Source organism: Streptomyces sp. NPDC002742 (assembly GCF_042888885.1).
Lineage (GTDB): Bacteria > Actinomycetota > Actinomycetes > Streptomycetales > Streptomycetaceae > Streptomyces.
On record NZ_JBIAQF010000005.1, the window covers coordinates 414156 to 440794 of the forward strand.

General features: G+C 70.9%; 24 protein-coding genes and 1 pseudogene. 15 read left to right on the top strand and 10 right to left on the bottom strand.

From position 1 onward, the window contains the following. Positions 1-143: 143 nt before the first annotated feature. The 4 genes from ACFYW8_RS11355 to ACFYW8_RS11370 all read right to left on the bottom strand — a co-directional run bounded on the left by ACFYW8_RS11355 (position 144) and on the right by ACFYW8_RS11370 (position 3463). The gene (locus tag ACFYW8_RS11355; RefSeq protein WP_389070889.1) at positions 144-887 is read right to left on the bottom strand and encodes a DUF2993 domain-containing protein; all 744 of its coding nucleotides are present in this window, start codon (positions 885-887) and stop codon (positions 144-146) included. Positions 888-1077: 190 nt separating this feature from the next. Continuing rightward, positions 1078-2253 (bottom strand): hypothetical protein, encoded by a 1176-nt coding sequence (locus ACFYW8_RS11360; protein WP_389070893.1) that lies wholly within the window; start codon positions 2251-2253, stop codon positions 1078-1080. 8 nt (positions 2254-2261) lie between these two features. Further along, on the bottom strand, positions 2262-2516 hold the full coding sequence (locus ACFYW8_RS11365) for a MoaD/ThiS family protein (protein WP_365879162.1): 255 nt from the start codon (positions 2514-2516) through the stop codon (positions 2262-2264). 65 nt (positions 2517-2581) lie between these two features. Beyond that, positions 2582-3463 (bottom strand): alpha/beta hydrolase, encoded by an 882-nt coding sequence (locus ACFYW8_RS11370; protein ID WP_389070899.1) that lies wholly within the window; start codon positions 3461-3463, stop codon positions 2582-2584. A gap of 252 nt (positions 3464-3715) precedes the next feature. Between ACFYW8_RS11370 and ACFYW8_RS11375 the strand changes: the two genes are divergently transcribed. The 6 genes from ACFYW8_RS11375 to ACFYW8_RS11400 all read left to right on the top strand — a co-directional run bounded on the left by ACFYW8_RS11375 (position 3716) and on the right by ACFYW8_RS11400 (position 9617). Further along, positions 3716-4534, top strand: coding sequence for a response regulator transcription factor (locus ACFYW8_RS11375; RefSeq protein WP_389070902.1), 819 nt, complete (start codon positions 3716-3718; stop codon positions 4532-4534). Positions 4535-4557: 23 nt separating this feature from the next. Beyond that, on the top strand, positions 4558-5580 hold the full coding sequence (locus tag ACFYW8_RS11380; RefSeq protein ID WP_261702089.1) for a LacI family DNA-binding transcriptional regulator: 1023 nt from the start codon (positions 4558-4560) through the stop codon (positions 5578-5580). Positions 5581-5922: 342 nt separating this feature from the next. Further along, positions 5923-7140: a S1C family serine protease gene (locus ACFYW8_RS11385; protein WP_389070908.1), complete on the top strand. Its 1218-nt coding sequence runs from the start codon at positions 5923-5925 to the stop codon at positions 7138-7140. A gap of 14 nt (positions 7141-7154) precedes the next feature. Next, a complete protein-coding gene (locus tag ACFYW8_RS11390) occupies positions 7155-7334 on the top strand; it encodes a hypothetical protein (protein ID WP_365879153.1) in 180 nt (59 codons plus the stop codon). A 79-nt stretch (positions 7335-7413) separates the two neighbouring features. Then, entirely contained in the window at positions 7414-8145 is a 732-nt protein-coding gene (locus ACFYW8_RS11395) for a response regulator transcription factor (protein WP_365879151.1), read from the top strand. Then, a complete protein-coding gene (locus tag ACFYW8_RS11400; RefSeq protein WP_389070915.1) occupies positions 8145-9617 on the top strand; it encodes an ATP-binding protein in 1473 nt (490 codons plus the stop codon). The genes ACFYW8_RS11395 and ACFYW8_RS11400 overlap by 1 nt, the downstream gene beginning before the upstream one ends. A 148-nt stretch (positions 9618-9765) precedes the next feature. Here the strand turns inward: ACFYW8_RS11400 and ACFYW8_RS11405 are convergent, their stop codons facing one another. After that, positions 9766-11562 (bottom strand): bifunctional metallophosphatase/5'-nucleotidase, encoded by a 1797-nt coding sequence (locus tag ACFYW8_RS11405; protein WP_389070919.1) that lies wholly within the window; start codon positions 11560-11562, stop codon positions 9766-9768. 558 nt (positions 11563-12120) lie between these two features. On the opposite strand from ACFYW8_RS11405, the gene mshD reads away from it, so the two are divergent. Then, positions 12121-13047 carry a mycothiol synthase gene (gene mshD / locus ACFYW8_RS11410; RefSeq protein WP_389070923.1) on the top strand — a complete coding sequence of 309 codons (927 nt, stop codon included), beginning with the start codon at positions 12121-12123 and terminating at the stop codon, positions 13045-13047. A gap of 36 nt (positions 13048-13083) precedes the next feature. On the opposite strand, the gene ACFYW8_RS11415 is transcribed toward mshD, so the two are convergent. The 5 genes from ACFYW8_RS11415 to ACFYW8_RS11435 all read right to left on the bottom strand — a co-directional run bounded on the left by ACFYW8_RS11415 (position 13084) and on the right by ACFYW8_RS11435 (position 17669). Next, positions 13084-13671: an ABC transporter gene (locus ACFYW8_RS11415; protein WP_389070928.1), complete on the bottom strand. Its 588-nt coding sequence runs from the start codon at positions 13669-13671 to the stop codon at positions 13084-13086. A gap of 122 nt (positions 13672-13793) precedes the next feature. Further along, entirely contained in the window at positions 13794-15365 is a 1572-nt protein-coding gene (locus ACFYW8_RS11420) for an ABC transporter permease (protein ID WP_389070931.1), read from the bottom strand. Continuing rightward, the gene (locus ACFYW8_RS11425; RefSeq protein ID WP_389070934.1) at positions 15362-16222 is read right to left on the bottom strand and encodes an ABC transporter ATP-binding protein; all 861 of its coding nucleotides are present in this window, start codon (positions 16220-16222) and stop codon (positions 15362-15364) included. The genes ACFYW8_RS11420 and ACFYW8_RS11425 overlap by 4 nt, the downstream gene beginning before the upstream one ends. Beyond that, on the bottom strand, positions 16219-17076 hold the full coding sequence (locus tag ACFYW8_RS11430; RefSeq protein ID WP_389071167.1) for a zf-HC2 domain-containing protein: 858 nt from the start codon (positions 17074-17076) through the stop codon (positions 16219-16221). The genes ACFYW8_RS11425 and ACFYW8_RS11430 overlap by 4 nt, the downstream gene beginning before the upstream one ends. A 50-nt stretch (positions 17077-17126) precedes the next feature. Continuing rightward, a complete protein-coding gene (locus tag ACFYW8_RS11435) occupies positions 17127-17669 on the bottom strand; it encodes an RNA polymerase sigma factor (protein WP_389070937.1) in 543 nt (180 codons plus the stop codon). 203 nt (positions 17670-17872) lie between these two features. Here ACFYW8_RS11435 and ACFYW8_RS11440 point away from each other — a divergent pair, with 203 nt between their 5' ends. The 8 genes and pseudogenes from ACFYW8_RS11440 to ACFYW8_RS11475 all read left to right on the top strand — a co-directional run bounded on the left by ACFYW8_RS11440 (position 17873) and on the right by ACFYW8_RS11475 (position 26598). Next, entirely contained in the window at positions 17873-18259 is a 387-nt protein-coding gene (locus ACFYW8_RS11440) for a GntR family transcriptional regulator (protein WP_389070941.1), read from the top strand. Beyond that, positions 18256-19179: an ABC transporter ATP-binding protein gene (locus tag ACFYW8_RS11445; protein WP_389070946.1), complete on the top strand. Its 924-nt coding sequence runs from the start codon at positions 18256-18258 to the stop codon at positions 19177-19179. The genes ACFYW8_RS11440 and ACFYW8_RS11445 overlap by 4 nt, the downstream gene beginning before the upstream one ends. Continuing rightward, the gene (locus tag ACFYW8_RS11450; RefSeq protein WP_389070950.1) at positions 19176-20138 is read left to right on the top strand and encodes a hypothetical protein; all 963 of its coding nucleotides are present in this window, start codon (positions 19176-19178) and stop codon (positions 20136-20138) included. The genes ACFYW8_RS11445 and ACFYW8_RS11450 overlap by 4 nt, the downstream gene beginning before the upstream one ends. Further along, positions 20135-21109, top strand: coding sequence for a hypothetical protein (locus ACFYW8_RS11455; RefSeq protein WP_389070955.1), 975 nt, complete (start codon positions 20135-20137; stop codon positions 21107-21109). Before ACFYW8_RS11450 ends, ACFYW8_RS11455 begins: the two co-directional genes overlap by 4 nt. A 315-nt stretch (positions 21110-21424) precedes the next feature. Continuing rightward, positions 21425-23656, top strand: a complete 2232-nt coding sequence (locus ACFYW8_RS11460; RefSeq protein WP_389070960.1) for an RNA degradosome polyphosphate kinase — start codon at positions 21425-21427, stop codon at positions 23654-23656. Further along, positions 23637-24713, top strand: coding sequence for a CHAD domain-containing protein (locus ACFYW8_RS11465; RefSeq protein ID WP_389070965.1), 1077 nt, complete (start codon positions 23637-23639; stop codon positions 24711-24713). Before ACFYW8_RS11460 ends, ACFYW8_RS11465 begins: the two co-directional genes overlap by 20 nt. Before the next feature lie 10 nt (positions 24714-24723). After that, positions 24724-24828, top strand: a pseudogene (locus tag ACFYW8_RS11470) (DNA mismatch repair protein MutT); the annotation flags it as partial. A gap of 39 nt (positions 24829-24867) precedes the next feature. Beyond that, positions 24868-26598 (top strand): recombinase family protein, encoded by a 1731-nt coding sequence (locus tag ACFYW8_RS11475; protein ID WP_389070969.1) that lies wholly within the window; start codon positions 24868-24870, stop codon positions 26596-26598. Positions 26599-26639 lie beyond the last annotated feature (41 nt).

Here is a 26639-nt window from a genome sequence, read left to right on the forward strand (position 1 = left end):
GACGCGGGTGGGGCCCGACGCCAAGGCGTCGGGCCCCACCCGCCCGGCCGGGCCGGCAGGACCTTCTGCCGGCCCGGCAGGGCAGAACTTCCGCGGACCCGGCCCGGCAGAACTTCCGCGGACCCGGCCCGGCGGACTGCCTTTTACCCGACCAGCCTGACGTCCGAACCCTTCACCGTGATCTCGACACCGCCCGGGCCCGCCTGGACGCTGTCGAGCTTGATGCCGCCGGGCAGCTGTTCGATCTTCTGCTGGAAGTCGGTGACCGAGCGGATCCGGCCCTCGGCGAGCTGCACGCCCACCTTGGGCAGCGAGTCGGCGTGCACCTTCACGGTGTCGCCGGAGACGGTGACGGAGCTGAGCACCGAGACCGGGGGCACCTTGACGGGACCGGTCACCGAGACCATGACCTTGATCTTGCCGTTGCCGCCGTCGGAGAGACTGACGACCTCGGCGGTGAAGCCGGGCGCGACCCGCGCGGGCTCGGACTTGGACTTGGCGGCCTTGAGCAGTTCGGCGTACGAGATCGACGCGCTGCCGGTGGCGCTGCCGGCCGTGGCGGAGCTGTAGCCACCGTTGAAGGCGACGCCTCGCATCTCGGCGTTGAGGTCGTCGATGCGGATGGTGCCGGCGGAGGAGCCCGTGCCGCCCGTCGACGCCTCGTAGCTCTTGATCCCGATCTTCACGTCGTCGAGCTCGCCGCCGACGACCTGGGTGAGGAAGGGAAAACCACCGATGGACACGTCGGGGGTGGTCGCGAGGCCCTCGGTGCTCTTGATCCGGCCGGCCGCCTCGTCCTCCGCGAACCCGACCGCGACCCGGTCGGCGAGCACGAACAGACCGCCGAGAACGACTAACAGAATCAGGCTTATTCGCAGTGCGCGCATGCTCGATGTTCCCCCACCTGGGACGGCCCCGTATGAACGGCCGAGTGGCCGCCGAGCGTGAGCCTAACCCCGAAGGGCCCCCGAATCGGGGGCCCTTGAAGGTAGTTGTCGATCACCTGTGACGATTCCGCGCGACTTGACGACCTGACCTGATCGAGAACGACCGGATCCGACCGACGGGATCGGTGGATCAGCCCAGCGTGCGGCCCAGCAGGTAGACCGCCGGGGCGGCGGCGGCCAGCGGCAGTGCCACGCCCGCGGTGAAGTGGACGAACCGGGAGGGGTAGTCGTAGCTCGCCACCCGGTGCCCGATCAGCGCGCAGGCACCCGCGCCGAGGCCCAGGAAGGCGCCCCGCGTGCCCAGGTCCGTCATCCCGCCGACCGCGATACCGGCGCCCGCGGCGGCCAGCAGCGCGACGACCGCGGAGGCCGCCGTGGGCAGCGGCAGCGCGCGGGCCAGGATCGCCACGGCGACCGCGGCGGCGCCCACCGTCACGGCGTCCGGTTCGGCCGCCAGATGCCCGGCCGCGATGATCGACAGCGCGGCGGAGACCACGGTCGCCATCAGGCCGTACATCCGGGTGTCCGGATCGGCGTGACTGCGCAGCTGCAGCACGAGGGTCAGCAGGACCCACACGCCGAGGGTGCCGAGGATCGCGGCGGGCGCGTTCTCCCGGCCGGCCGCGAGCAGTGCCACGTCGGCGGTCACCGCGCCCAGGAACGCCAGCGCGATGCCCTGCCGGGCGGGCCACATCCCGTTCAGCCGGAACCAGCCCGCCGCCGTGACGGCCTGGAGCAGGACGAGGGGGACGACGAGCGCGTACTCCCCGATCGCCGCCGCCCCGGAGAGCAGCAGGGCCAGCAGCGCCGTCAGCGCGGCCGGCTGCATCCCCGGCTCGATGATCGGCGACCGTCCCTCGGCGCGGGCGCGCTGGGCGTCGGTGATCCGGCTCTGCCCGATGACGGTCGCCGGCCCGTACCCGGCGCCGGCATCGCCCACGCTCTCGGGGAGCGTCCCGCCGGGGCGGGACGGGTCGGCCGGACCGCCGGCGTCGGGTGCCTCCCCGGCGTCCGGCGCGTGCCCCGGGGTCCACGGCTGCGCCGGAGCCTCGGGGGGCAGGGGCACTCCTACCGCACCGCCGTACCCCTGGGGCTCGCCGTAGGTCTGGTACCCCTGCGGAGGCGGATACGAGGTGTCGGGGGCGGCAACCGGCGGCTGCGCCTGCGTCTCCCAGGTCCGCCCCTCCCACTGCTGGGTGTGCTGCGGCCACTCCGGCTGCTGCTGAGGCTCCTGGTGCTGCGGTTGCTGCGGTTGCTGATACGGGTCGAACCCCTCACGGCGACCCTCGTACGGCTGGTTGCTCATCGTCTCGCTCACCCTCCTGCGAACGGCGGGAGCACCTCGACCGTGCCGCCCTCGGCCAGCCGTACCGTCTCATGCCCGCGGGTCCCCACGGGATCACCGTCGATCAGGAACGAGCATCGCCGCAGGACGCGGACGAGTTCGCCGGGGTGTCGTTCGCGGGCCGCGTCGAGTGCCTCGGCGAGCGTGCCCGCGTCGTACGGCTCATCGCCGACGCCTGCCGCGGCCTTGGCGGCGGCCCAGTAACGCACCGTGCCCTTTGCCATCTCGTTCCTCAATCAGCGATCTGGTGTGTGGTGTCCGCGCGTCTGTTTGCGTGAACCCCGTCAGGCTAGCCCGCGTGGGTGACGGCCCAGTCCCCGATACGGGTGAGCAGGTCGTCGGCGGCGGCGTTCTCGGCGTGCCCCATGCCGTGCTCCAGCCACAGTTCGGCGTGGCCGCCGGAAGCCTCGGCCAGCGTGCGCGGGTGGTCGAGGGGGAAATAGCCGTCCCTGTCGCCGTGGACGATGAGGAGCGGCGTCGGCGCGATGTGCGGAACGCACTCGACCGGGGACGCCGGCACCGGGTCCCAGTCGCGGTGGTGGATCCGGGTCCGAAGGCCGAACCGGCCCACGATCCGGCCCTCCGGGCGGGTTACCAGCCAGTGCACCCGCCGCATAGGGGCCGTGCCCCGGTAGTACCAACGGGCCGGAGCGCTCACCGAAACCACCGCGTCCGTACGAGCCTCCGTGCGCCCCTCGTGCTCCCGGCCGGGCACCGGCTCACCACCGGGCCCCTGGCCCTTCTCCCCGTAGAGCGCCGCGTGCCGCAGCACCACCGAGCCGCCCATCGAGAAGCCGACCGTCACGATCCGGGTGTGCCCGAGTTCACGCGCCCAGGCGACCGCCGCGGCCAGATCGTGGACCTCACGGTCGCCGACCGTCGAACGGCCGCCCGATCCCCCGTGACCACGGAAGGAGAAGGTGACCACCGCCCCGCTCCGGGCGAGGGCGTCCGCCGCGCGGCGGACGTGCGGACGGTCGAAATCACCCGTGAATCCGTGTGCGACGATGAACGCAAGGTCACCGGACGACTCCGTTCCGGGGTCGTAGGCGGCGTCGATCGTCACCCCGTCGACCGTGCGCAGAAACTTCCGCAAAGGGACGTGCGACGTTGTCTCAAGGTGTGGACTCTTGAAAGATCGCGTCACTTGACCTGCCGGACCTGAGCTCATGTGGGCTATTCTGCTGGGCATGAGGACTCGGGCAGAGTAGCCCCCGGGTCCTTTTGTGCTTTCGGAAGCGTTGTATACGAAGCGGGAAACCGCAGGTGTACGGGCCCCGGACGCACAGCGGATCCCAGGGGCGCGGGAACCGCACGTACAGAGCAGTGCCGCAAACGTCCTCGCAGGGACCGAGGAGGAACCAGACGTTATGGGCGAGCGAACCGTGCACGAACGCAGGACGACCCAGGTGGGTGAGGCCCGATGAGTTCTCTGTTGCTCCTCACGAACGCCCTTCAGCCGTCGACGGAGGTGCTTCCCGCTCTCGGCCTGCTGCTGCACAACGTGCGCGTGGCTCCGGCGGAAGGCCCAGCTCTCGTCGACACCCCAGGTGCCGACGTCATCCTGATCGACGGACGACGTGATCTCCCGCAGGTCCGCAGCCTGTGCCAGCTGCTGCGCTCCACGGGACCCGGCTGTCCGCTCATCCTCGTCGTGACGGAGGGCGGCCTCGCGGCCGTCACCGCCGACTGGGGCATCGACGACGTCCTCCTCGACACGGCCGGTCCGGCCGAGGTGGAGGCACGCCTGCGGCTCGCGATGGGCCGCCAGCAGATCGTCAACGACGACTCCCCGATGGAGATCCGCAACGGCGACCTCTCCGTGGACGAGGCGACGTACAGCGCCAAGCTCAAGGGCCGGGTCCTCGACCTGACCTTCAAGGAGTTCGAGCTCCTGAAGTACCTCGCGCAGCACCCGGGCCGCGTCTTCACCCGCGCCCAGCTGCTCCAGGAGGTCTGGGGCTACGACTACTTCGGCGGCACGCGGACGGTCGACGTCCACGTACGGCGACTGCGCGCGAAGCTCGGACCCGAGCACGAGTCGCTGATCGGAACCGTCCGGAACGTCGGTTATCGATTCGTTACCCCGGAGAAGGTGGACCGCGCCGCGGACGAGGCGAAGGCCAAGGCGGCCCAGCCAAAGCCGGATGATGCGGACGAGACGGCGCACCTGGACGGCGCCGCCACCGCGGAGGCCGCCGGGGCGCCGCAGGAAGCCGCCGTACGCCCTGCCCAGAGGTAGGTCCATCCGCGTAGACTCCGCGCGTGGCCAAGGTGACTAGGGATGATGTAGCGCGACTGGCGGGTACGTCCACCGCCGTCGTCAGCTATGTCATCAACAACGGACCGAGGCCGGTCGCCCCGGCCACGCGCGAGCGCGTTCTCGCCGCGATCAAGGAGCTGGGGTACCGGCCCGACCGGGTCGCCCAGGCCATGGCCTCGCGGAAGACCGAGCTCATAGGACTGATCGTGCCTGACGCGCGCCAGCCCTTCTTCGGGGAGATGGCGCACGCGGTCGAACAGGCCGCCGCCGAGCGCGGAAAAATGGTCCTGGTCGGCAATTCCGACTACATCGCCGAGCGCGAGGTCCACTATCTGCGCGCCTTCCTCGGCATGCGGGTCTCCGGACTGATCCTCGTCAGCCACGCGCTGAACGACCACGCGGCCGCCGAGATCGACGCGTGGGACGCCCGTGTGGTGCTCCTCCACGAACGCCCCGAGGCGATCGACGACGTGGCCGTCGTCACCGACGACATAGGCGGCGCGCAGCTCGCCACCCGACACCTCCTCGAACACGGGTACGAGTACGTGGCCTGTCTCGGCGGTACGGCCGAGACGCCGGCCGTCGGCGACCCCGTCTCCGACCACGTCGAGGGCTGGCGGCGCGCCATGCAGGAGGCCGGCAAGCCGACCGAGGGACGCGTCTTCGAGGCCCCGTACAACCGCTACGACGCCTACCAGGTCGGCCTGGAACTGCTCGCCGGACCGCACCGGCCGCCGGCCATCTTCTGCTCCACGGACGACCAGGCCATCGGTGTCCTGCGCGCCGCGCGCGAGCTGCGCATCGACGTCCCGGGCCAGCTCGCGGTCGCCGGGTTCGACGACGTCAAGGAAGCGGCCCTGACCGACCCTCCTCTGACAACGATCGCATCGGACCGCTCCGCGATGGCCCGCGCGGCCGTCGACCTCGTACTGGACGACGGGCTGAGGGTGCCCGGGTCACGCCGCGAGCGGCTGAAGCTGTTCCCCTCGCGCCTGGTGGTACGCCACTCCTGCGGCTGCGAGTAGGCCCGGCGGCCCGCCCCCGCCGCCCCACTCACCACTCACCACTCACCGCGCAGAGCGCACAGTGTCTGCGGGCACCACGGACCACGCACCGCACAACGACAGCGGAGATCCCCGCGCCCCTTGAGGGGGCGCGGGGATCTCTGTTTGCCGAGGTGGCCCGCGGCCACCGGCCTTCGCGCGCACCCCGGGGACGCTTTCGAGCACACCGGGAACGCACCAGGAACGCACAGAGAGCGCTCAGGGAGCCCGCAGGGAGCTTCTTTATATCGGGCATACGAGGTTCTGTCGGGCTTCTCAGGGACCACTCAGGGAGCTCTCATGATCGAGGGACAGTCTTTTTTCATGACCGACAGCTTCCGCCGCAGCGGCGAGTACCCCCAGGGCGACGACCACGGGTCCGCGTACCCCGAGCAGCAGTCGCATCACTCCTCCCCCGCGAACCCCGAGTGGCCCCCACCGCCGGCGTACGACCCGGCCGCGCCGGTCCACGTCGAGCCGGGCACCACCGTGTGGCCGGGCTCCGGCCACGGAGGCGGCGGCGGGAACGGCGGCCACGGCGCCGGCCCGTACGCCGGTTACCCCGAGCCCGACCCCGTCGGCTCCACCGCGGCGTTCGCCACGGCGGCTCCCAGCCACCCGGAGCCCCCCGCGGCCGCCACCGGCAGGCGACGCGCCAAGGGTCCGTTCGCCCTGCTCGCCGCCGTGGCCATCGTCGCCGCGGCGATCGGCGGCGGCACCGCGTACGCCTTCCAGGAGCTGACCGGCAACGACACCGTCGCCTCCAGCAGCAGCACCAGCACCAGCGTGGTGCCCACCAGCCAGCGGGGCACGGTCTCCGGCGTCGCCAAGGCGGTCAGCCCGAGCATCGTCGAGATCGGCGCTACCTCGAACGCGGGCTCGTCCACCGGCTCCGGCGTGATCATCACGACCGGCGGCGAGATCGTCACCAACAACCACGTCATCTCGGGCGCCTCCGAGATCAAGGTCCAGCTGAGCGACGGCAAGTCGTACACCGCGAAGGTCGTCGGCACCGACAGCAAGAAGGACCTCGCGCTGATCAAGCTGGAGAACGCGCCGTCCGGTCTGAAGCCCGCCACGCTCGGCGACTCCGACGGCATCCAGGTCGGTGACCAGGTCGTCGCGATCGGCTCCCCCGAGGGCCTGACCGGCACCGTCACCAGCGGCATCGTCTCCGCCCTCGACCGTGACGTGACCGTCTCCACCGACGAGAGCCAGGGCCGGCAGCAACAGCAGGGCGGCGGCAGCGGCCAGTGGCCGTTCGAGTTCGGCGGCCGCCAGTTCAACGGCGACACCGGCTCCTCCACGACGACGTACAAGGCCCTGCAGACCGACGCCTCGCTCAACCCGGGCAACTCCGGCGGCGCCCTCATCGACATGAACGGCAACATCGTCGGCATCAACTCCGCGATGTACTCGGCCGCTTCGGACTCCTCGTCGTCCTCGTCGAGCGCGGGCAGCGTCGGCCTCGGCTTCGCCATCCCGATCAACACCGTCAAGTCCGACCTGGCCACGCTGCGGGCCGGCGGCTCCGACAGCTGACCCCGGAGGTCGCCATGACGATCAAGCGCGTCCCGCACACCGCCCCCGGCGACGACCCGGCCGGACTCGGCCTCGCCCTGACGGTCGCCCGCGAGCTGCACCCGCCCGTACGGCGCGCCCCGGAACTGGCGCCCGCCGTCTCCCGGCCCGCACCGCACCGGACCTCCGGCCACCGCCGTACCGTACGAAGCTGATCCATTCCGGGACAGCCAGGAACGTGCGAGGCTGAAAGCACCCGATCCCGACCCATCCCACCCGAGGAACCCGACGCCCATGAGCTCCGCCGAAGGCGACCGTGACACCCAGCGCATCCTGATCGTCGACGACGAGCCGGCCGTACGCGACGCACTCAAGCGCAGCCTCGCCTTCGAGGGGTACGACACCGAGGTCGCGGTGGACGGCGCGGACGCCCTGGAGAAGGCGACGGCCTACCAGCCCGACCTGGTCGTCCTCGACATCCAGATGCCCCGCATGGACGGCCTCACCGCGGCCCGCCGGATGCGCGGCGCCGGCACGACCACACCGATCCTCATGCTGACGGCCCGTGACACGGTCGGTGACCGTGTCACGGGGCTGGACGCCGGGGCGGACGACTACCTCGTCAAGCCCTTCGAGCTCGACGAACTCTTCGCCCGCATCCGGGCGTTGCTGCGGCGCAGCTCGTACGCGGCGTCCGCGGGCGCGGTCGTCGAGGACGACGCGCTGACCTTCGGCGACCTGCGCATGGACCTGTCGACGCGCGAGGTCACCCGGGCGGGGCGCCCGGTGGAGCTCACCCGCACCGAGTACACCCTGCTGGAGATGTTCCTGGCCCACCCGCGCCAGGTCCTCACCCGCGAACAGATCCTGAAGGCCGTCTGGGGCTTCGACTTCGAGCCTTCGTCGAACTCCCTCGACGTCTACGTCATGTACCTGCGCCGCAAGACGGAGGCGGGCGGCGAGCCGCGCCTGGTCCACACGGTGCGGGGCGTGGGGTACGTACTGCGGTCCGGTGGCGCGGAGTGATGCGCAGATTCAGGTCGCTGCCCCTGCGGTCACGGCTGGCCCTGCTGGTGGCGGCGGCTGTGGCGTTCGCGGTGGCGGCGGTGGCGGTGACGTGCTGGTTCATCGTGCGCGGGAAGCTGTACGGGGAGCTGGACAACGAACTGCAGTCGTCGGCGACCCGTCCGCAGGGCGGGAAACTCGTCAGCACCATCGCCAACTGCAACAACAGTTCCCAGAACAATCCGTCCGGCCAGGTGCCGCCCGACGCCAGGGGGTTCCGGGCGCAGTTCGAGTCCTACCTCCAGGTGGTCACGGCGAACGGTCAGTCCTGTGTCGCCCCCGTCTCACCGGGCAAGATCGAGGTCACCGACAGCGACACCGACTTCGCCAAGAACCCGGTCGCGGGCCACGGCACCTTCCGCGACGGCAGCGACACCAAGGGCAACCCCGTACGGGTTCTGACGGTCCCCCTGACCATCGGCGACCAGAACGGCACGACGTCGATCGTCCCGGACGCCGCGACCATGTACGCGGTCCCCCTCAAGGGCACCGACTCCACACTCAACGAACTGGCCCTGGTACTCCTCCTCGTCGGCGGCATCGGAGTGGTCGGCGCCGGAGCGGCGGGGCTCTGGGTCGCCCGCGCCGGCCTTCGCCCGGTCGACAAGCTCACCGACGCCGTGGAACACGTCGCCCGTACCGAGGACCTGACCATCCGCATCCCCGTGGACGAGGAGAGCGACGACGAGATCGCCCGGCTCTCCCGCTCCTTCAACTCGATGACCGCCTCCCTCGCGAGCTCCCGCGAGCTGCAGCAGCAGCTCATCGCCGACGCCGGGCACGAGCTGCGGACGCCGCTGACCTCCCTGCGTACGAACATCGAACTCCTCACCCGCAGCGAGGAGATCGGCCGTCCGATCCCCCCGGCGGACCGCAAGGCGCTGCTCACCTCGGTGACGGCGCAGATGACCGAGCTGGCGGCGTTGATCGGCGACCTGCAGACGCTGTCGCGATCCGACGCGGGGCACCCGGCCGACCGGGTGGAGGTCGTGGCGCTCCAGGACACCGTGGAAGCGGCCCTGCGCAGGGCCCGGCTGCGCGGACCGGAGCTGACGATCACGGCCGATCTGGAGCCCTGGTTCGTCCGCGCGGAACCCTCCGCGCTGGAGCGGGCGATCGTGAACGTCCTCGACAACGCGGTGAAGTTCAGCCCCGAGGGCGGCACGGTCGACGTCCGGCTGAAGGACGGCGAACTGACCGTGCGCGACCACGGTCCCGGCATCCCCACCGAGGAACTCCCGCACGTCTTCGACCGCTTCTGGCGCTCCCCGGACGCGCGGGCCCTGCCGGGTTCGGGCCTCGGCCTGTCCATCGTGGCCCGCACGGTCCAGCAGTGCGGCGGCGAGGTGTCGCTGCACCCCGCGGAAGGCGGCGGCACGATCGCGGCCGTGCGGCTGCCGGGGGCTCCGACGGCCCCGCCCGACATGCCCTGAGCGACTGACCGACTGAGCGACTGAGCGACTGAGCGGACGAGCGATGCGGTTGCAGGGCGAGCCTTCGTAGGCTCTGCGCGAGCGAACGAGCCCCCATCCGACTTCGGATGGGGGCTCGTTCATTTCCCGCGCACGGAGCCTGGACTGTCTACTGGACGACCGTGATCCGGTCCGCCGCCGGGACCGGGTACGGCGTCGCGGCCGAGGAGTTGGCCGTCAGGTAGGAACCCAGGGCCGCCAGGTCGTCGCCGCCGACGCGGACGTTCGTGCCCTTGCCGAGTTCCGCGAAGCCGTCGCCGCCGCCCGCGAGGAAGGAGTTCATCGCGACGCGGTAGGTGGCGGCCGGGTCGATCGCCGTGCCGTCGAGCTTGACCGAACCGGCGACGACACGCGCCGCGCCGGTCTTGGTCAGGTCGAGCGTGTAGGTGAGGCCCCTGGAGATCTGGAGGATCTTCGGAGCGGCCTCGTTGGCACCGCTGACCTGCTGCTGGAGTGCGGTGATCACCTGGGCGCCGGTGAGGTCGACCAGGTTCACGGTGTTGGCGAAGGGCTGGACCGTGTACGCCTCCCCGTAGGTGACCACCCCGTCGCCCTCGCCGCCGGTCGCGGTGTAGGTGAGTCCGGCGCGGATGCCGCCCGGGTTCATCACCGCGAGGTCGGCCCCGGGGTCGACGGACTTGGCGTACGCGAGCTGAGCGTCGGCGATCAGGTCGCCGGCCGGGGACTCGGTGCCGGTGTTGCCGATGTCGCCCGCGATGTAGCCGAGGGGACGCGAGGCGACCGGCGCGGAGAGCGCCTTCCACTTGGTGATCAGCGCCGTCATGTCGGCGGCCTTGGGCACATCACGCGTCACCACGTGGTTCGCGGACTTCACCGCCGTACGGGCGATGTCGCCGGTCCAGCGGTCGTACGTCAGCGTCGTGTCCGTGTAGAGCCGCCCGAAGGAGGAGGCGGAGGTGACCATGCGGGGCCTGCCCGCCGGGTCGGGAATGGTGCACGCGTACGCCTGGTGGGTGTGGCCGGTGATCAGCGCGTCCACGGCCGGCGTGACGTTCTTGGCGATGTCGACGATCGGCCCGGAGATGCCGTCACCGGCGCCGGGGCTGTCGCAGTCGTAGTTGTACGCCGTCGACGCGGGCGCTCCGCCCTCGTGGATCAGCGCGACGATCGACTTCACGCCCTGGTGCTGGAGCTCCTTGGCGTACTTGTTGATCGTCTCGACCTCGTCGCCGAACTTCAGTCCCTTGACGCCGTCGGCGGAGACGATGTTCGGCGTGCCCTCCAGCGTGACGCCGATGAAGCCGATCTTGACGCCGTTCTTCTTCCACACCCAGTAGGGCTTGAGGATCGGCTTCCCGGTCTTCTCGTCGGTGACGTTCGCCGCGAGGTAGGGGAAGTCCGCGCCGGTGAACTTCTTGCCGCCGTTGCAGCCGTCCGTCGGGTGGCAGCCGCCCTTCTGGAGCCGGGCCAGCTCCTTGGCCCCCTCGTCGAACTCGTGGTTGCCGACCGAAGTGACATCGAGGTCGAGGCCGTTGAGCGCCTCGATCGTCGGCTCGTCGTGGAAGAGGCCGGAGATCAGCGGGGAGGCACCGACCATGTCACCGGCGGCGGCCGTGATCGAGTACTTGTTGCCCTTGCGGGCGTCGCGCAGATGCGTGGCCAGGTACTCGACACCACCCGCGTCGATGGTCTTCGTCGTGCCGTCCGCCTCCAGCTCCGTGACCCGGCCGGAGGAACCGGCCGGCGGCTCCAGGTTGCCGTGCAGATCGTTGAAGGACAGCAACTGGACGTCCTGGTAGCGGCCGCTGCCGTGGTGGTGCAGCGGTGTCCCCTTGTCCTGGTGCGCGCTCGCGGGCATCGCCGCGGCCAGTGCGCCGACGGTGGCGAGACCGGCGGCGGCCGCGAGGAGGCGGTGAGTGCGTCTGTACCGGATCGTGGGCGGCATGGTTCCCCCTGGAGAACGGTGAGATGCGAAAGCGGTGTGCCGTACGTGCGCCGTGCGTGAGCCGAGCAGGTGGTGCGTGCTGTGCGGGCCGCCCATACCCGCGGAGGACGCGTGCTGTGCGGGACCCGCGGGCGGTGCGTGCTGTCCGAGCTGCCGGGACCCCGCCGGTGACGTGCGCCGTGCGGGACCCGCGGGTAGTGCGTGCCGGGCTGACTGCCGGGCCCGGCACCTGATGCGTGCTGCGCGGGCCCCTGCGGTCGTACGTACTGCGTAAACCGTGCGCGAGCTGAGTGACGGCGCTGCTTTGCACGCACTTTAGAATCAACGCGCGTAGCGCAAAAGGGGGTTCATGGTTACGGACTGATTGCCATCACCTCACCGAAGACCGACGTCCACGTCGCGACCGCCCGTCGGGCACCTCACCGGAGCCCCCTTCGGGTCCTCCCGCGGTCGACCGAGGCACGCTCCCTCCTCACCGGCTCGCCGCTGCCCGCCACGATCCATGTCCACGTCGCCCAACTCCTTGTCCCCCCTTCGCCGAGCCGTACCCTCGTATCCATGACCAGCGACGACGCGGCACCCTTCGCCCTCTCCCGCTCCATCGAGGCCTACTCCGTACTCTCCCCGGATCAGGCCGAGGACGTGCTCCGGCTGCTCTCGGAGGCCGCTCGGGCCGACGGTCAGCAGGCGGTGTCCGAGCAGGGGCGGCTTCAGCTGAAGGGCGGGAGCCGTGCGGGCGTCCGGCATCTGCTGCTGACCCTCGGCGACGAACTGATCGGCTACGCACAACTGGAGGACACCGACCCGGTCGAGGCCCCGGCCGCCGAGCTGGTCGTCCACCCGGCGCACCGGGGTCACGGGCACGGACGGGCGCTCGGCTCGGCGATGCTCAACGAGTCCGGGAAGCGGCTGCGGGTGTGGGCTCACGGCGGGCACTCCGCCGCCCGCCATCTCGCACAGGTCCTCGGCCTCACCCTCTTCCGCGAACTGCGGCAGATGCGCCGCCCGTTGGAGAACCTCGACCTGCCCGAGCCGAAGCTGCCGGAGGGAGTGACCGTCCGGACCTTCGTGCCGGGCCAGGACGACGCGGCCTGGCTCGCCGTGAACGCCGCCGCCTTCGCCCACCACCCCGAGCAGGGCTCCCTCACCCAGCGCGACCTGGACGACCGGACCGCCGAGCCGTGGTTCGACCCGGCCGGCTTCTTCCTGGCCTTCCGCGGTGACGAACTCGTCGGCTTCCACTGGACCAAGGTCCACGCCGAGGAGGGGCTGGGCGAGGTGTACGTCCTCGGTGTGCGTCCCGGCGCCCAGGGCGGCGGTCTCGGCAAGGCGCTGACCACGATCGGCCTGCGCCACCTCGCCGCGCAGACCCTGCCCACCGCGATGCTCTACGTCGATGCCGACAACAAGGCGGCGGTCACCGTCTACGAGCGTCTCGGCTTCGTCACCCACGAGACGGACCTGATGTACCGAACGGAATCCTGAGCCCTCGCTGCGCGAGCACCGCTCCGCGGGCCGAAGTCAGCGGTGGGCGAGGACGGTTGTCCGGCGTCGCCGCAGGGGTTCGGCCAGGGAGCAGGCTCCCACCAGCGCCGCCACCACCAGGACGCCCGCCCAGCGCCGGTGCGCGTCTTCCCAGTGCGGGTCGGACGGTCCGACGAAGAGCTCCCAGCGTTCGGGGAGCAGCAGCGCGGCGCCGAAGAACGCGCCCAGGATTCCGGCGGATATCGCGATCCCCGGCTCGCCCGCGTCCGAGTGCCGCACGGCGACGAGCGCGGAGGCCAGCGCGACCACCATGACAGCGGCTGCCTCCAAGGTGATCGCGCCCACCGGGGGGCGGCCCTTGGCTGGTTCGAGGAACAGTGCGGCTGCCCAGCACGCCGCCATGGACGGCACGACGAGCGCCAGCCGCAGCCCGGTCCGCACCGGGCGCCTGACCGGCACCGTGGCCGTGGTGTGCCGGGCCGGATCGTCGAGCAGGAACGCCAGCCCCAGGGCGAAGGCGAGGGCGGAGGCTCGCAACAGGTTCAGACACAGCCATGGATCCGGTGGACCGGAGACCGTCCGAGAGGCGGCGGCCGGCAGCAGTCCGAGGACGGCGCCTGTCATCAGGGCCCATCTCGGCAGACTGCGCCAGACAGGGCGGAGCAGGGCGCGGGCCACGATGTGCGTGGGAGGGGGCCCGGCGGCTTCCGCGGACGGGCCCGCAGAAGTCTCTCCCAGCGTCTTCGCTACTCCTCGCACGAGCCACTCCCCGAGTCCGCGTGCGTCCCCTCGCCACCGGCCGGCACGCCGAGCAGCTCGGCCACCCGTGCCGTGGACGTCTTCGCCGACGTCAGCTCCGTCCAGTGGGCCTTCACCTTGGCGGCGACGCTGTAGTGCGGCTTCTGAAGCAACTCGCGCACCACGGTGGTCTGTTGAGCGGACATGGAGATGGGGTCCGTGGGGGCCAGCGCGATGGCTGAACCCTTGATGCTGTCGTCGAGCCGGACGTTGCGGAGGGACTTGACCGGGTCCGGCTGTGTGCTCAGTGCCAGCCACATCGTGGTCACCACGCGGGCGTCGCACATCTTGCCGGCGGCGTCCTCGTCGCCCGCGACCAGGACCGAGGCGACACCGACCGCGAACTCGGGAAGGCGGTTGCCGCCCCAGCGCGTGCCGACCGTCACGGTGCCCGGCGTGGTGGACGGGGGAATCGCGGCATCGCTCTGAAGGCCGTAGCGGGCGTCGATCCGCTGGCGCACGGTCAGCCGCTCGCCCCCGGCCGAACCGCCCGCGCGGGACTGGACGCGGTCGACGGCGTCCGCCCAGTCGGCGGTGCGGTCGGCCCACTCCGGGAAGGCGCAGTATGTGGACCGTCCGTGCCGGACGCAGGTCTGCACCTTCTGCGGGGTCTCGGACGCCTTGGCTCGGGCCGCGATCAGCGAGGCCGGTTCGGCGGGGGACTGTCCGGCCACGCCGACGGCCGTCGCGGCGAGGGCGACCGCGGCCACCGACTTGACCAGCCGGGTCCGGCCACCGCTGATCAGCACGGCGAGGCACAGCAGCAGGACCGCGAGGCCGGTCAGATAGAGCGCGTGCCAGGCGGCCGGGCGGCCCAGCAGTTCGGAGGGGAAGGGGTCGGCACCCTCTTCCACGACGACCGGTCCGAGCCAGCTCACCCAGTGCTTTCCCTGGGTGGCCGCGGAGACCAGGGTGGTGAGGACGAACGCGCCGATCACGAAGGGCGGGGCGACGAACCCGACCGGTATCACCCGGGCGAGCAGGACGCCCAGGACACCGGCGAGCAGGACCATCAGCGGGCCCACGACCAGTTCGGCGGGTGAGCCGTGACCGACGGCGCCCGGCTTCAGTGCCGCCCAGGTGTACTGGAAGCCGACGACGAGCGCCGTGATGGCGCCGAGGGGCAGGACGGACAGCGCGTGCGCCACCGTACGCCGCCAGTGATCCATGGGCAGGATGTCGAAGTGCTGGTCGGTGGACTGCCGGCGGGACCGCAGCACGGCGCGGTTGACGCAGATGAACACGGCGACGGCCAGCAGCATGGGGGTCGGCTGGGTGGCCCTGTCGGCGTCCTGGAGGACCGGGAAGTCGTCCATGCCGTCGCCCCCGATGAACAACCTCCAGCCGGCGTAGCCGACGTACAGCGCGAGGAAGACCAGGACCGGGATCTGGAGCAGCAGTTCGCGTGCTTCGAAGCGGGCGAGGGTCAGGATCGCGGCGGCCCGGGATTCTCTGCCCCGGGCAGGCGGCTCCACCCCCGTGGGAGCCGCCTGCGGGATCGTGCCCGTGATGGCGCTCATGCCGCCACCTCCGAGATCTCACCGTCGAGAGTGAGCAAGTAGCCGTCCTCCAGTGTTGGTTCGAGGAGTTCGGCGCCCTCGGGCGGATCACCGACGTTGCGGAAGGCTCCCGTGCCCGTACGCCATCCGGCTCGGGCGGCCGGGTCGCGCTCCGTGCTGCTCCACACCCGGCCCGCCGCCCGGTCGGTCAGCTCGGCCGGGGTGCCCTCGAAGCGGATGCGGCCGCCGGCCATGACGATCACCCGGTGGCAGAGCATCGCCACGTCCTCGGTCTGGTGTGTGGAGAGCAGGACGGTGCGTCCTTCTCCCGCTTGGGCGATCAGCTCCCGGAAGCGCATGCGCTGTTCGGGGTCGAGGCCGACGGTCGGCTCGTCGAGGACGAGGAAGCCGGGGTCGCCGACGAGTGCGGCGGCCAGCGCGACCCGCTGGCGCATACCGCCGGACAGCCGTTTGATGCGCTTGCCGCGCACGTCGGACAGGCTGACGGCTTCCAGCACCCGGCGCACCTCGCGGTGCCGGGCGGCGCGGTCGGTCAGCTCCTTGAGGATCGCCACGTAGTCGACGAACTCGAAGGCCGAGAAGTCCTGGTGGAACCCCGGGGTCTGCGGGAGGTAGCCCAGCGCGCGGCGCACGTCCAGGCGTCCCGCGGTGGTGCCCGGGTCGTGTCCGAGGACCGTGAAGGAGCCCCGGTCTGCGGGCACGGCGGTGGCGAGCACCCGCAACAGGGTGGTCTTTCCGGCTCCGTTGGGCCCGAGGAGTCCGGTGACTCCCGTTCCGAGACGGACGGAGACGTCGTCGAGCGCGAGCGTCCCGCCGAAGCGGAGGGTCAGGCCGGAGGCTGAGACGGTGGGGATCATGCGGCGTTCCTGTCGGTGAAGTCGGTGAGCGGGAGGCGGGACGCGTCGAACCGGTCCCGCGCGAGGTAGAGGAGTCCGGCGGCCAGTACCGCGACGGCCCCGGAGACGCCCTGCCCTGCCGCCGTGAACGGGGCGAGCGTGGCGTCGGACTCCGTGGTCGCCCGCGCCACGGCCAGCAGGGCGACCCAGCCGCCGCCGACCAGGGAGGGGGCGAGCACGGGGCCGAGCCGGGAGGTGAGCGCGAGTCCGGTCGCGGTGAGGGCGAGGGCGGGCAGCAGCCAGGTCAGGGCGCGCAGTCCGTAGGAAGGGAGGGCGAGGGTGGCCAGGCCGTTGAGCCCCAGGCCCACGGTGAGTACCGCGACGGTGCGGATCATCAGGAGCCGGAAGCCGTGCAGGGGGGAGACGACCGCCATCTCGTACGTCGGGTCGAGCGCCGGACCGTAGGACACGGCGACCCCGGCGAGCGGGAGCAGCGGCGCGAGGGCCAGGAAGAGGGTGGGCGTGGCCCCGGCCCGCACCGCGTCGGCCGCGGCCACGGTCATGACAAGAAGGGCGACGATCGCGCCCAGCCAGGAACGGCGCAGGGCGGGGGCGGCGGTCAGCAGCCGTGCCGTGTGGTCGGCGACGCCGAGCCGGACGAGCAGCCACTCGACCGGGCCCGGTCGTGGGGCGTCGAGCTCGGCGTCGAGCCGCTCCCACCCGGCGTCGAGTGCGATCGGGTCGCTGACGGCGGCCAGCGTCTCCCGGCACCTCGCGCACGCGGCGAGGTGGGTGTCGGCGGACCACAGGCGGGGCGGTGCCAACTCGCCCTGCGCATAGGCCCGGAGGTCTTCCTCCGGCACGTGCCAGGTCATACGGCTGTCACCGCTCATGTCGGTGCCATCGCTAGTGCGACGGTCGTCGCTCATGCCAACGCCTCCCGCAACTGCTTGCGCGCACGCAGTGCCCGCGTCTTGACCGTGCCCGGCGGAATACCGAGCAGGACGGCCGCTTCCCTGGTGCTGAGCCCGTCGATCACCGTGGCCTGGAGAACGGCCCGGAGTTCGGGCGAGAGTCTGATCAGCGCGCCCGCCAGGTCGCCGTGTTCGACGCCTGCCAGCACACGCTCCTCCGCCGATGCCTCGTCGCGGTGCCGGAGCCGGGCCAGCGCGTGCCGGAGCCGGCCGCGCGCGCCGTCGCCGCGCATCGTGTCGACCAGCCGCCGTGAGCCGATGCGCCACAGCCAGCCGGCCGGGTCGCCCTCCTCGCGGTAGCGGGCGGTGCCGCGCCAGACCGCGAGGAATGTCTCCTGGACGATGTCGTCCACGATCCCGGCGTCGGCGCACCGGCCGCGCAGCCGCGCGGTCAGCCATGGCGCGTACCGCCGGTACAGCTCTTCGAAGGCGCGGCGGTCCCCGTCCGCTGCGATGGCCCGCAGCAGCTCTCCGTCGCTTCTCGTTTCCCTCACATCCCCTCATCGGACGAGCCCCGCCGATCGGTTCACACATCGGCGATGAAATTTCCGGACGCCGCTTCCGAACACCCTGGCGTGCCTGGCAGGCGGCCGGATCCTCCGCCGGAGCAACACCCTCCGCTTGTCCGCGACTTGACGGCGACCCACTTCTTCCACCACCCTTTCACTACTCAATTAGTGAAAGGGTGGTTGTCCGAGTGGTCGCGTACCGCATCGACCGGCGCAGCGGCGTCGCCACCTACGTCCAGATCGTCCAGCAGACGAAGCAGGCACTGCGCCTCGGTCTCCTGGAACCGGGCGACAAACTCCCCACGGCCCGCGAGGTCGTGGAAGCCACCGCCATCAATCCGAACACCGTCCTGAAGGCCTACCGCGAGCTGGAGCGCGAGGGCCTGGTCGAGGCCAGGCGCGGCCTCGGCACCTTCGTCCGCAGAACGCTCGGCGCCGCCCCGGCGGACTCGCCCCTGCGCGAGGAACTCGACGCCTGGGCCCTGAGCGCCCGCACGGCGGGCCTAGACCGCGAAGACGTGGCCGCTCTGTTCGGCTCCGTACTGGACGCACACTTCCCGAAGGGGGACCAGTGAGTTCCACCAGCACCACCCGATCCGCCGTCGCCGTCGAGGCGCACGGTCTCACCGTGCGCTACGGCCGACGCTCCGCCGCGGCCCTGGACGACTGCTCCTTCCGCCTCCCGGCCGGACGGGTCAGCGCCCTCGTCGGCCCCAACGGCGCGGGCAAGTCCACGCTGCTGGCGACGGCGGCCGGACTGCTGCGGCCCGCCGCCGGCACGCTCACCGTGTTCGGCACCAGCCCGGCCGGGGCACGCGAGGACATCGCGTATCTCTCCCAGAGCAAGCCCCTGTACCCCAACCTGACGATCGCCGAGACTCTGCGCCTGGGCGCCGAACTCAACCCGGCCCGCTGGGACGCCCCGTACGCCGCCGCGATCGTGGAACAGGGCTCGCTCGACCCGGGGACCAAGGTCCGCAGGCTGTCCGGCGGCCAGCGGACCCGCGTGGCACTCGCCCTCGCGCTGGGCAAGCGGCCCGACCTGATGCTGCTGGACGAGCCGATGGCCGACCTGGACCCGCTGGCCCGCCACGAACTGCTGGGCACCCTGATGGCGGACGCCGCCGAGCGCGGTACCACGGTGCTGATCTCCTCGCACATCGTCGCCGAACTCGCCGACGCCTGCGATCACCTGCTGCTCCTGGGCGGCGGACGCATCCGGCTCGGCGGCGGCCTGGACGACCTGCTCCTCGCGCACACCGTGGTGACCGGCCGCGGCACCCCCGCCGACCTCGCCCCGCACCTCGTCGTCGAGTCCCGCGCCGCCGGCCGCGGTCTCACCGCCCTGATACGCAACGACGGGCCGGTGGACGACCGATGGCAGACCGGGCGGCCCTCGCTGGAGGAACTGATCCTCGCCCATCTGCGCTCCCCCTCCGCCCCGGCGCTGCTCGCGCCCGGCACGACCGCGACCCCCGAGACGGTGACCCGATGAGCGCCACCACCCTGACGTCCCCCCTGGCCCGCGCCCTGCCCCGGCCCCGCGGCCTGGTCTGGACGGTCCTGCGGCTGCACCGCACCGCACTGTGGATCTGGACCGCCTACGTGGTGTTCACCACCGGCCTGCTGCTGTGGCTGTACGGCCCGGGTGCCACGCACACACAGCACCTGCTCGACACCTTCGGCTACGCGGGCGTGCAGGAGGACGCCTGGACCGTCGGCTTCGTCGGCATCGTCGGCTCCCCCTTCTCGACCGCCTACAACGACCTCTTCCAGGACCCGGCCTCCCTGCTGAACATCGGCTCGTTCGCCGTCGCCGTCTTCGCCGGCGGCTCGCTGATCGCCCGTGAGCTGGAGAGCGGCACCGCGCGGCTCGCCTGGACCCAGTCCGTCACTCCGGCCCGCTGGCTCGCCGCCAAACTGGCGGTGCCCGCGCTGCTCATCACCGTGGGCACGGGCCTGCTGGTCGTCCTGTACCGGTTGCTGTGGTCCGCCCACAGCAACCTCCTGCTGGCCGGTATCGGACCGCGCGCGCTGTACTTCTCCGTCGGCCCGGCCACCGTCGCGGCACCGCTCTTCGGTCTGGCGGTCGGTGTTCTCGCCGGTCTCGTGCTGCGCCGCACCCTGCCCGCCCTCGCCGTCGCCGGTCTCGCGCAGAGCGCGGTCATCGCTTTCCGTGCCAACTCCTGGCCTTTCCAAGGCAGTCACCAACAGCCCGAGCTGTCCGTCCGAAGCCGGGCGATCACCTCCACGGGTGCGGAGATCCCCGACCCGGGCTGCTACGAGAGCCGCGCGTGTCTCGCCCGGCACGATGTCGTCCGCTTCACCCGCGAGTACCTCCCCTCCCCCGACTACTGGCCCCGCCAGCTCCTGGAGACCGGCGTCCTGCTGGGCGCCACCGCGGTCCTCGTAGCTCTCGCCTTCGGCGTCCTGAGGAGGACGTCCACCTCATGAGCGCCCCGACCCCGCGTCGCCCGTCCGGCCTGACCTGGACCGTGCTGCGCCTGCACCGCACGGCCCTGTACGCCTGGGGCGCCGTCCTGCTCGCCGCCGCAGCGGTCCTGACCTGGATGCACGTCATCGGCCCCGACGTCCGCGCGGCCGTCGGCAACTGCGGCTCGCCGGGCGCCGTCGCGGCGGACTGCGCGCGCCTCCAGACGACGACCGTGGACGAGATCCACACGTATGGCCTCGACCTGGTCGCCACCGGCGTCACGTATCTGCTGTACCCGGTCGCGGCCTGGGCGGCTGCCGCCCTGATCGGCCGCGAGCTGGAGAGCGGCACCGCACAGCTCGCCTGGACCCAGTCCGTCACCCCGGTGCGCTGGCTGGTCGCCAAACTCACCGTACCGGCGGTCCTGCTCACGGCGGGCACCGCGCTGGCGGTCCTGCTCAGCGCCTGGGCCCGCCGCGCCGAGGACGGGGACCTGATCGGCGGCTGGTTCAACACCAACGTCTTCATCTCCACCGGCCCGGTCGCCGTCGCGTACGCCCTCGCCGGTCTCGCCCTCGGCGCGCTCGCGGGCCTGGCCCTGCGCAGAGCCCTGCCCGCCGCCGGAGCCGCTGTCGCCTCGGCATTCGTCCTGCACAGCGTGCTGGACCAGTTCCGGATGAGCCTGTGGCCCGCCGTGACGGTCACCGGGCGGACGGCCCTCCACCTCCCGACCGGCTCCCTGGCCCTCGAGCACGGTGCCGTCACGCGCCACGGCGAACGTCTGGGCAACGACCTGGCCTGCGTCGGCTCCGGCAGTTCCACCAGCATCGGGGAGTGCGTGAAGAGGACCGGGCTGACCGATTTCTGGGCCACCTATCAGCCCGAGTCCCATTTCTGGCCCCTCCAGCTGGTGGAGAGCGGCCTCCTGCTGGCCGTCGCGGGGCTCGCGACGGCCGCCGCCTTCGCCCTGCTGCGCCGCCGCACTCCGTAACCCGCGGTATCCCCAGCGGGCAGGCACCTGTCGAGGGCGGTGTGTACACGGCTCCCGGGCGTGCAGACGTCCGGGAGCCGCCCCCCGATAGCCCGCACGTCATGTCGCCGTAACCATCGATTCAGGTGACCTTGCGACGCTCGAGGAATGCAGCCTGCCGTGCCCGAGCCTTCTCCCTCGCCGGAGAACGAGTCCTCACCGTCTACGGGGAGTGAGCGTACGCCAGCCATGCGGAACGGGGATTTCCGCATCGGCGCGCTGGTGCCCGCCCTCTCCGACGCGCCGGTCTCGCCCTCGGCACGGAAGAATGGGTTCATGAACCAGCGAAGCGCCCAGGCACCCGTGCAGCACCCGCAGCCCTCCGTCGGCTCCATCGCCGCGCATCGTCCGCACACCGTCGCGGCCAACGTCTCCGACCTGGAGCCAGACCTCGACGCCGACCTCGACGAGTACGAGGACCTGGTGCAGGACGGGATCATGCTGCCGCAAGGCCGGTTCCTGGACCGTGAACGCAGCTGGCTGGCGTTCAACGAGCGCGTTCTGGAACTCGCGGAGGACCCGAACACGCCCCTTCTGGAGCGCGCGAACTTCCTGGCGATCTTCGCCAGCAACCTGGACGAGTTCTTCATGGTCCGGGTGGCCGGCCTGAAGCGCCGCATCGCCACCGGTGTCGCCACCAAGTCCGCGTCGGGCCTCCAGCCCCGCGAGGTCCTGGAGATGATCTGGGCCCGCTCCCGCGAACTCATGGCCCGGCACGCCGCCTGCTACCAGGAGGACGTCGCCCCCGCGCTCGCGGAGGAGGGCATCCACCTGGTCCGCTGGAGCGAGCTCACCGAGAAGGAGCAGGCGCGCCTGTTCACTCTCTTCCGGCACCAGATCTTCCCGGTCCTGACCCCGCTGGCGGTCGACCCCGCGCACCCCTTCCCGTACATCTCGGGCCTGTCCCTGAACCTCGCCGTCGTCGTACGGAACCCGGTCAGCGGCCACCGCCACTTCGCGCGCGTCAAGGTCCCGCCGCTGCTCTCCCGCTTCCTGGAGGCCTCCCCGAACCGCTACGTCCCCATCGAGGACGTCATAGCGGCCCACCTGGAGGAGCTCTTCCCGGGCATGGAGGTGCTGGAGCACCACACCTTCCGGCTCACCCGGAACGAGGACCTGGAGGTCGAGGAGGACGACGCCGAGAACCTGCTCCAGGCCCTGGAGAAGGAGCTCATGCGGCGCCGCTTCGGGCCGCCGGTGCGCCTGGAGGTCGAGGAGTCCATCGACCGGTACGTCCTCGATCTCCTCGTCCGCGAGCTGAAGATCTCCGAGGCCGAGGTGTACCCGCTGCCGGGTCCCCTGGACCTCACGGGCCTCTTCGGCATCGGCGCCCTGGACCGGCCCGAGCTGAAGTACGCCAAGTTCATCGCGGGCACCCACCGCGACCTCGCGGAGGTCGAGTCGGCGTCCCCGCCGGACATCTTCGCCGCGCTGCGCGAGCGCGACGTCCTGCTGCACCACCCGTACGACTCGTTCTCCACCTCGGTGCAGGCCTTCCTGGAGCAGGCCGCGGCCGACCCGGACGTGCTCGCCATCAAGCAGACGCTCTACCGGACCTCCGGCGACTCGCCGATCGTGGACGCGCTGATAGACGCGGCCGAATCCGGCAAGCAGGTCCTCGTCCTGGTCGAGATCAAGGCCCGCTTCGACGAGCAGGCGAACATCAAGTGGGCCCGGAAGCTGGAGGAGTCCGGCTGCCATGTGGTGTACGGCCTCGTCGGTCTGAAGACGCACTGCAAGCTGTCGCTGGTGGTCCGGCAGGAGGGCGACACCCTGCGCCGCTACTCCCACGTCGGCACCGGCAACTACCACCCGAAGACCGCCCGGCTGTACGAGGACCTCGGACTGCTCACCGCCGACCCGCAGGTCGGCGCGGACCTCTCCGACCTCTTCAACCGGCTCTCGGGCTACTCGCGCCGCGAGACCTACCGCCGTCTGCTCGTCGCGCCCAAGTCCCTGCGCGACGGCCTGATCGCGCGGATCAACAAGGAAGTACAGCACCACAACGCCGGGCGTCCGGCCTTCGTCCGCATCAAGGTCAACTCGATGGTGGACGAAGCGCTCATCGACTCGTTGTACCGCGCGTCCCAGGCCGGTGTGCCGGTCGACATATGGGTGCGCGGGATCTGCGCCGTCCGCCCCGGCGTCACGGGCCTGTCCGACAACATACGGGTCCGTTCCGTCCTCGGCCGCTTCCTGGAGCACTCCCGGGTCTTCACCTTCGGCAACGGAGGCGAACCCGAGGTGTGGATCGGCAGCGCCGACATGATGCACCGCAACCTCGACCGACGGATCGAGGCCCTGGTCAGGGTCACCGACCCGGCTCACCGCGCAGCCCTCAACCGGCTGCTGGAGACCGGCATGTCCGACACCACGGCCTCCTGGCACCTCGGCCCCGACGGCGAGTGGATCCGCCACGCGACCGACGCGGAGGGCCAGCCCCTGCGGAACGTCCAGGAGATGCTCATAGACGCCCGGAGGCGCCGGCGTGGCACAGCAGCACCTTGATCCCCCCACCAGCTCCGTGGCCGGGACGGCCCCCAGGGCCGCGGCCCCCCTCGACGAGGGAGGTGCCCCGATCGGTGACGCCCTGGCGGGCTATCTGCGGGCCCAGGCAACGGAGTTCCTCCGCTCGCTGCGCCAGCACCGGGAGACCGGTGCCACCGCGGCGGGCGGTGCCGGGGAGTCCGGCGACGCGGCGCGCTCCCTGCGCCGCTCCGCCCGCCGCATCAGCGGCAGCCTGCACACCTTCCGGCCGCTCCTCGACGCGGACTGGTCGGAGGGAATGCGCCCCGAACTGGCCTGGCTGTCGGGCACCTTGGCCCGCGAACACGCCTACGCCGCCCGCCTGGAACGGCTCCTCGGCGCGCTGAACCGGCTGTCGGGCACGGCCGCGGTGCCCGCCCAGGCCGGACGGGCCCCGGCCGCGGCCCCCAGGACGGGCAATCTGACGGTCGGCGCCGCGAAGGCGGGCGCGCTCCTCGACCGCCAGCTGACGCTCGCGCGGACCCGCGCCCACTCGGCGGCCCTCCAGGCGCTCGGTTCCTCCCGCTTCCACGCCGTCGCCGACAGCGTCGCGGTGCTCGCCAGTGAGGTCCCGCTGGCCCCGGGGGCGGACACGGCCGATCTGCGTCCGCCGGCCGCCGCGGCCCGAGAGCGGCTGACCGACGCGGTCAGCGCGCTGCCGCTGGTCGTCGCGGGCCACCCCTACAACGCGGAGGCCCTCGTGCACGGCCTCTCGGCCGACACCGCTCCCCAGCCGCAGGACGCGCCATGGCACCAGGTCCGGCTGCTGCTGCGGCTGCACCGCTACGCCAGTGAGGTGCTGCACGAGGGGGAGTGCCCCGTCGACGTACGCCTGCTCGGCGCGGGCAAGGCGCTCAACCGGCACCGGGACGCGTCGGAGGCGGCGTCCGCCGCGGCGTCGGCGGCCCGCACCCCGCGCATCGCGCCCGCCACGGCGTACGCGCTCGGTGTGCTGCACGCCGACCAGCGGCACGAGGTGGAGGCGGCACGGTTCGCCTTCCAGCAGGCCTGGCAGAAGGAAGCCGTACGCACCCCGTGAGGGAGGCCCCATGGCCGACGACACCATCCAGGCGGCGGGCTGCGTCCTGTGGCGCTGCTCCCCGGTCGACTCCGGACTGGAGATCTGCCTGGTCCACCGGCCCAAGTACGACGAATCGTAGCATCGGCTATCACGGTGCACTACGCTGCGTTGGGTGATCGATACCAGGAACCCTGCACGTCAGTCGAAGACGTTCTCTCGGTCCTACGTCGCTCCTGAGCTGCAAGCCCACCTGGACCAGGGCGGCACGGTCGAGAAGTGGCTGGACGGGAGAACGCCCATCGCCTCCATGGCGCGCATCTCTGCCGACCGTCTGAAGGGTGACGCCATCGGGGTCGGCCGCCAGCACAAGAACAACGCGCGGAACGCAGCCCTGCACAACTGCGCCGTCGTCGTGTGCTACGAGGACAACAACCTCACGGCCGCCAAGCGTGAAATCATCCGGCCCGCCTTTCTCCAGATGGTCAAGGACATCACCCACGGCTACGAGGAAGAGACCGGCATCCCGCTCATGGGCTGTGTCGCGGTCGAGCGAGAGCGAGTCTGGCGACTCCCGCGCGACTTCATCGCCCTGCAAGACGCTCTGGTCATGAACGGGACAGGAACGTTCATCGAAGACAAGACGCACCTGAACCTCGCCGACGATGACGGAACGATCATCGCCGACCTGGTGACCTCCGGAACGGGCGAGGCCGAGGTGCGCAAAATCCGGAAGAGGACAACGCGCAACGCCAAAGACCGGGCCGAAGAAGGAGCCATTCCCGGTGGTCCCCGCCGGTTCGGCTGGCTTGGACCGGAGAAGCGAGAGGGCCGCCTGAGCAACGAGAAGAGGAACCCCGCAGAGTGGTCGTACCTGATGCAGATGGTCAGGAAGCGTGCCGACGGCCGTTCTTGGCGTCACATCACGGGTTGGATCAACCAGCAAAAGGACAAGGACGGGAACCCAATCCTCACCGCTCGGGGTGGCAAGTGGTCCGAGCAGGGCGTGAAGGGTGCCGTCACGAATCCCGCATGGTGGGGCGGCCGGATCCTTGGCGGGGAAATCGTCAAGAACCTTGACACAGGCGAACCCACGCTAGGCAAGTGGGAGTACGCAGAGCCCGACGTTGACCAGGTGAGCTATGAGACCTGGAAGCAGATTATGGCCGGGGTTAACGCGAACCGCCTTCACCGAGGGATGGTGAACCCCGCCACTTCCGGGGCGCCAAGGGGAGAGAACACCCGCGTAGGAAAATACCTCTTCTCAGGGATTCTTCGTTGCGGTCGGATCAATGACCTTGACGAGGTGTGCTACTCGAAGCTCAGCGGCAATAAGGCGGGCGGAAAGAACGCCAAGTACGGCGACTATTACCGGTGTGGTGACGCCAATTGCAAGGGCGTAGGCCGACGAGTCGCGCCAGTAGACGAGTTCCTTGAGGAACTGGTTTTGTCTTATCTGGACAAGCACTTTTCAGGAACCAAGCCCCGAACTGCGCCATGGAGGGGCCAAGAAAAGCTTGACGGCCTAGTCGCTCAGCGCAAGAAAATCAAGGATTCTGTCGCAGACGGAGACGTCGAATGGGGCGACGTACACGACATGCTCACACGCTTCAATAGGAACATCAATACACTTCAGGAAGAGGAACAAGAACACCACCGAGCAGAGTCCAAGAGGAATCTACTACGCGACTGGAGTCGAAAGAAGTGGGAAAAGATGGAACTGGGCGAGAAAAAGGAAGTCATTTCTCAAGTTCTCGTCTCGGTTGTAGTTCTCCCAGTACCGAAGGAGCGGAGCGACAAAGCCCCGTTTGATCCCGACCTTCTACAAGTCTCTTGGCGCAAGGAGAAGAAGACTACTCCTCATGATCAAGGCCAAGAATCGCCGCCAAAGCCCGACGCCGCCTAGGTCCAGGATCGGGCGCTCTCGCTAGCCGGCCTTGCACTCAT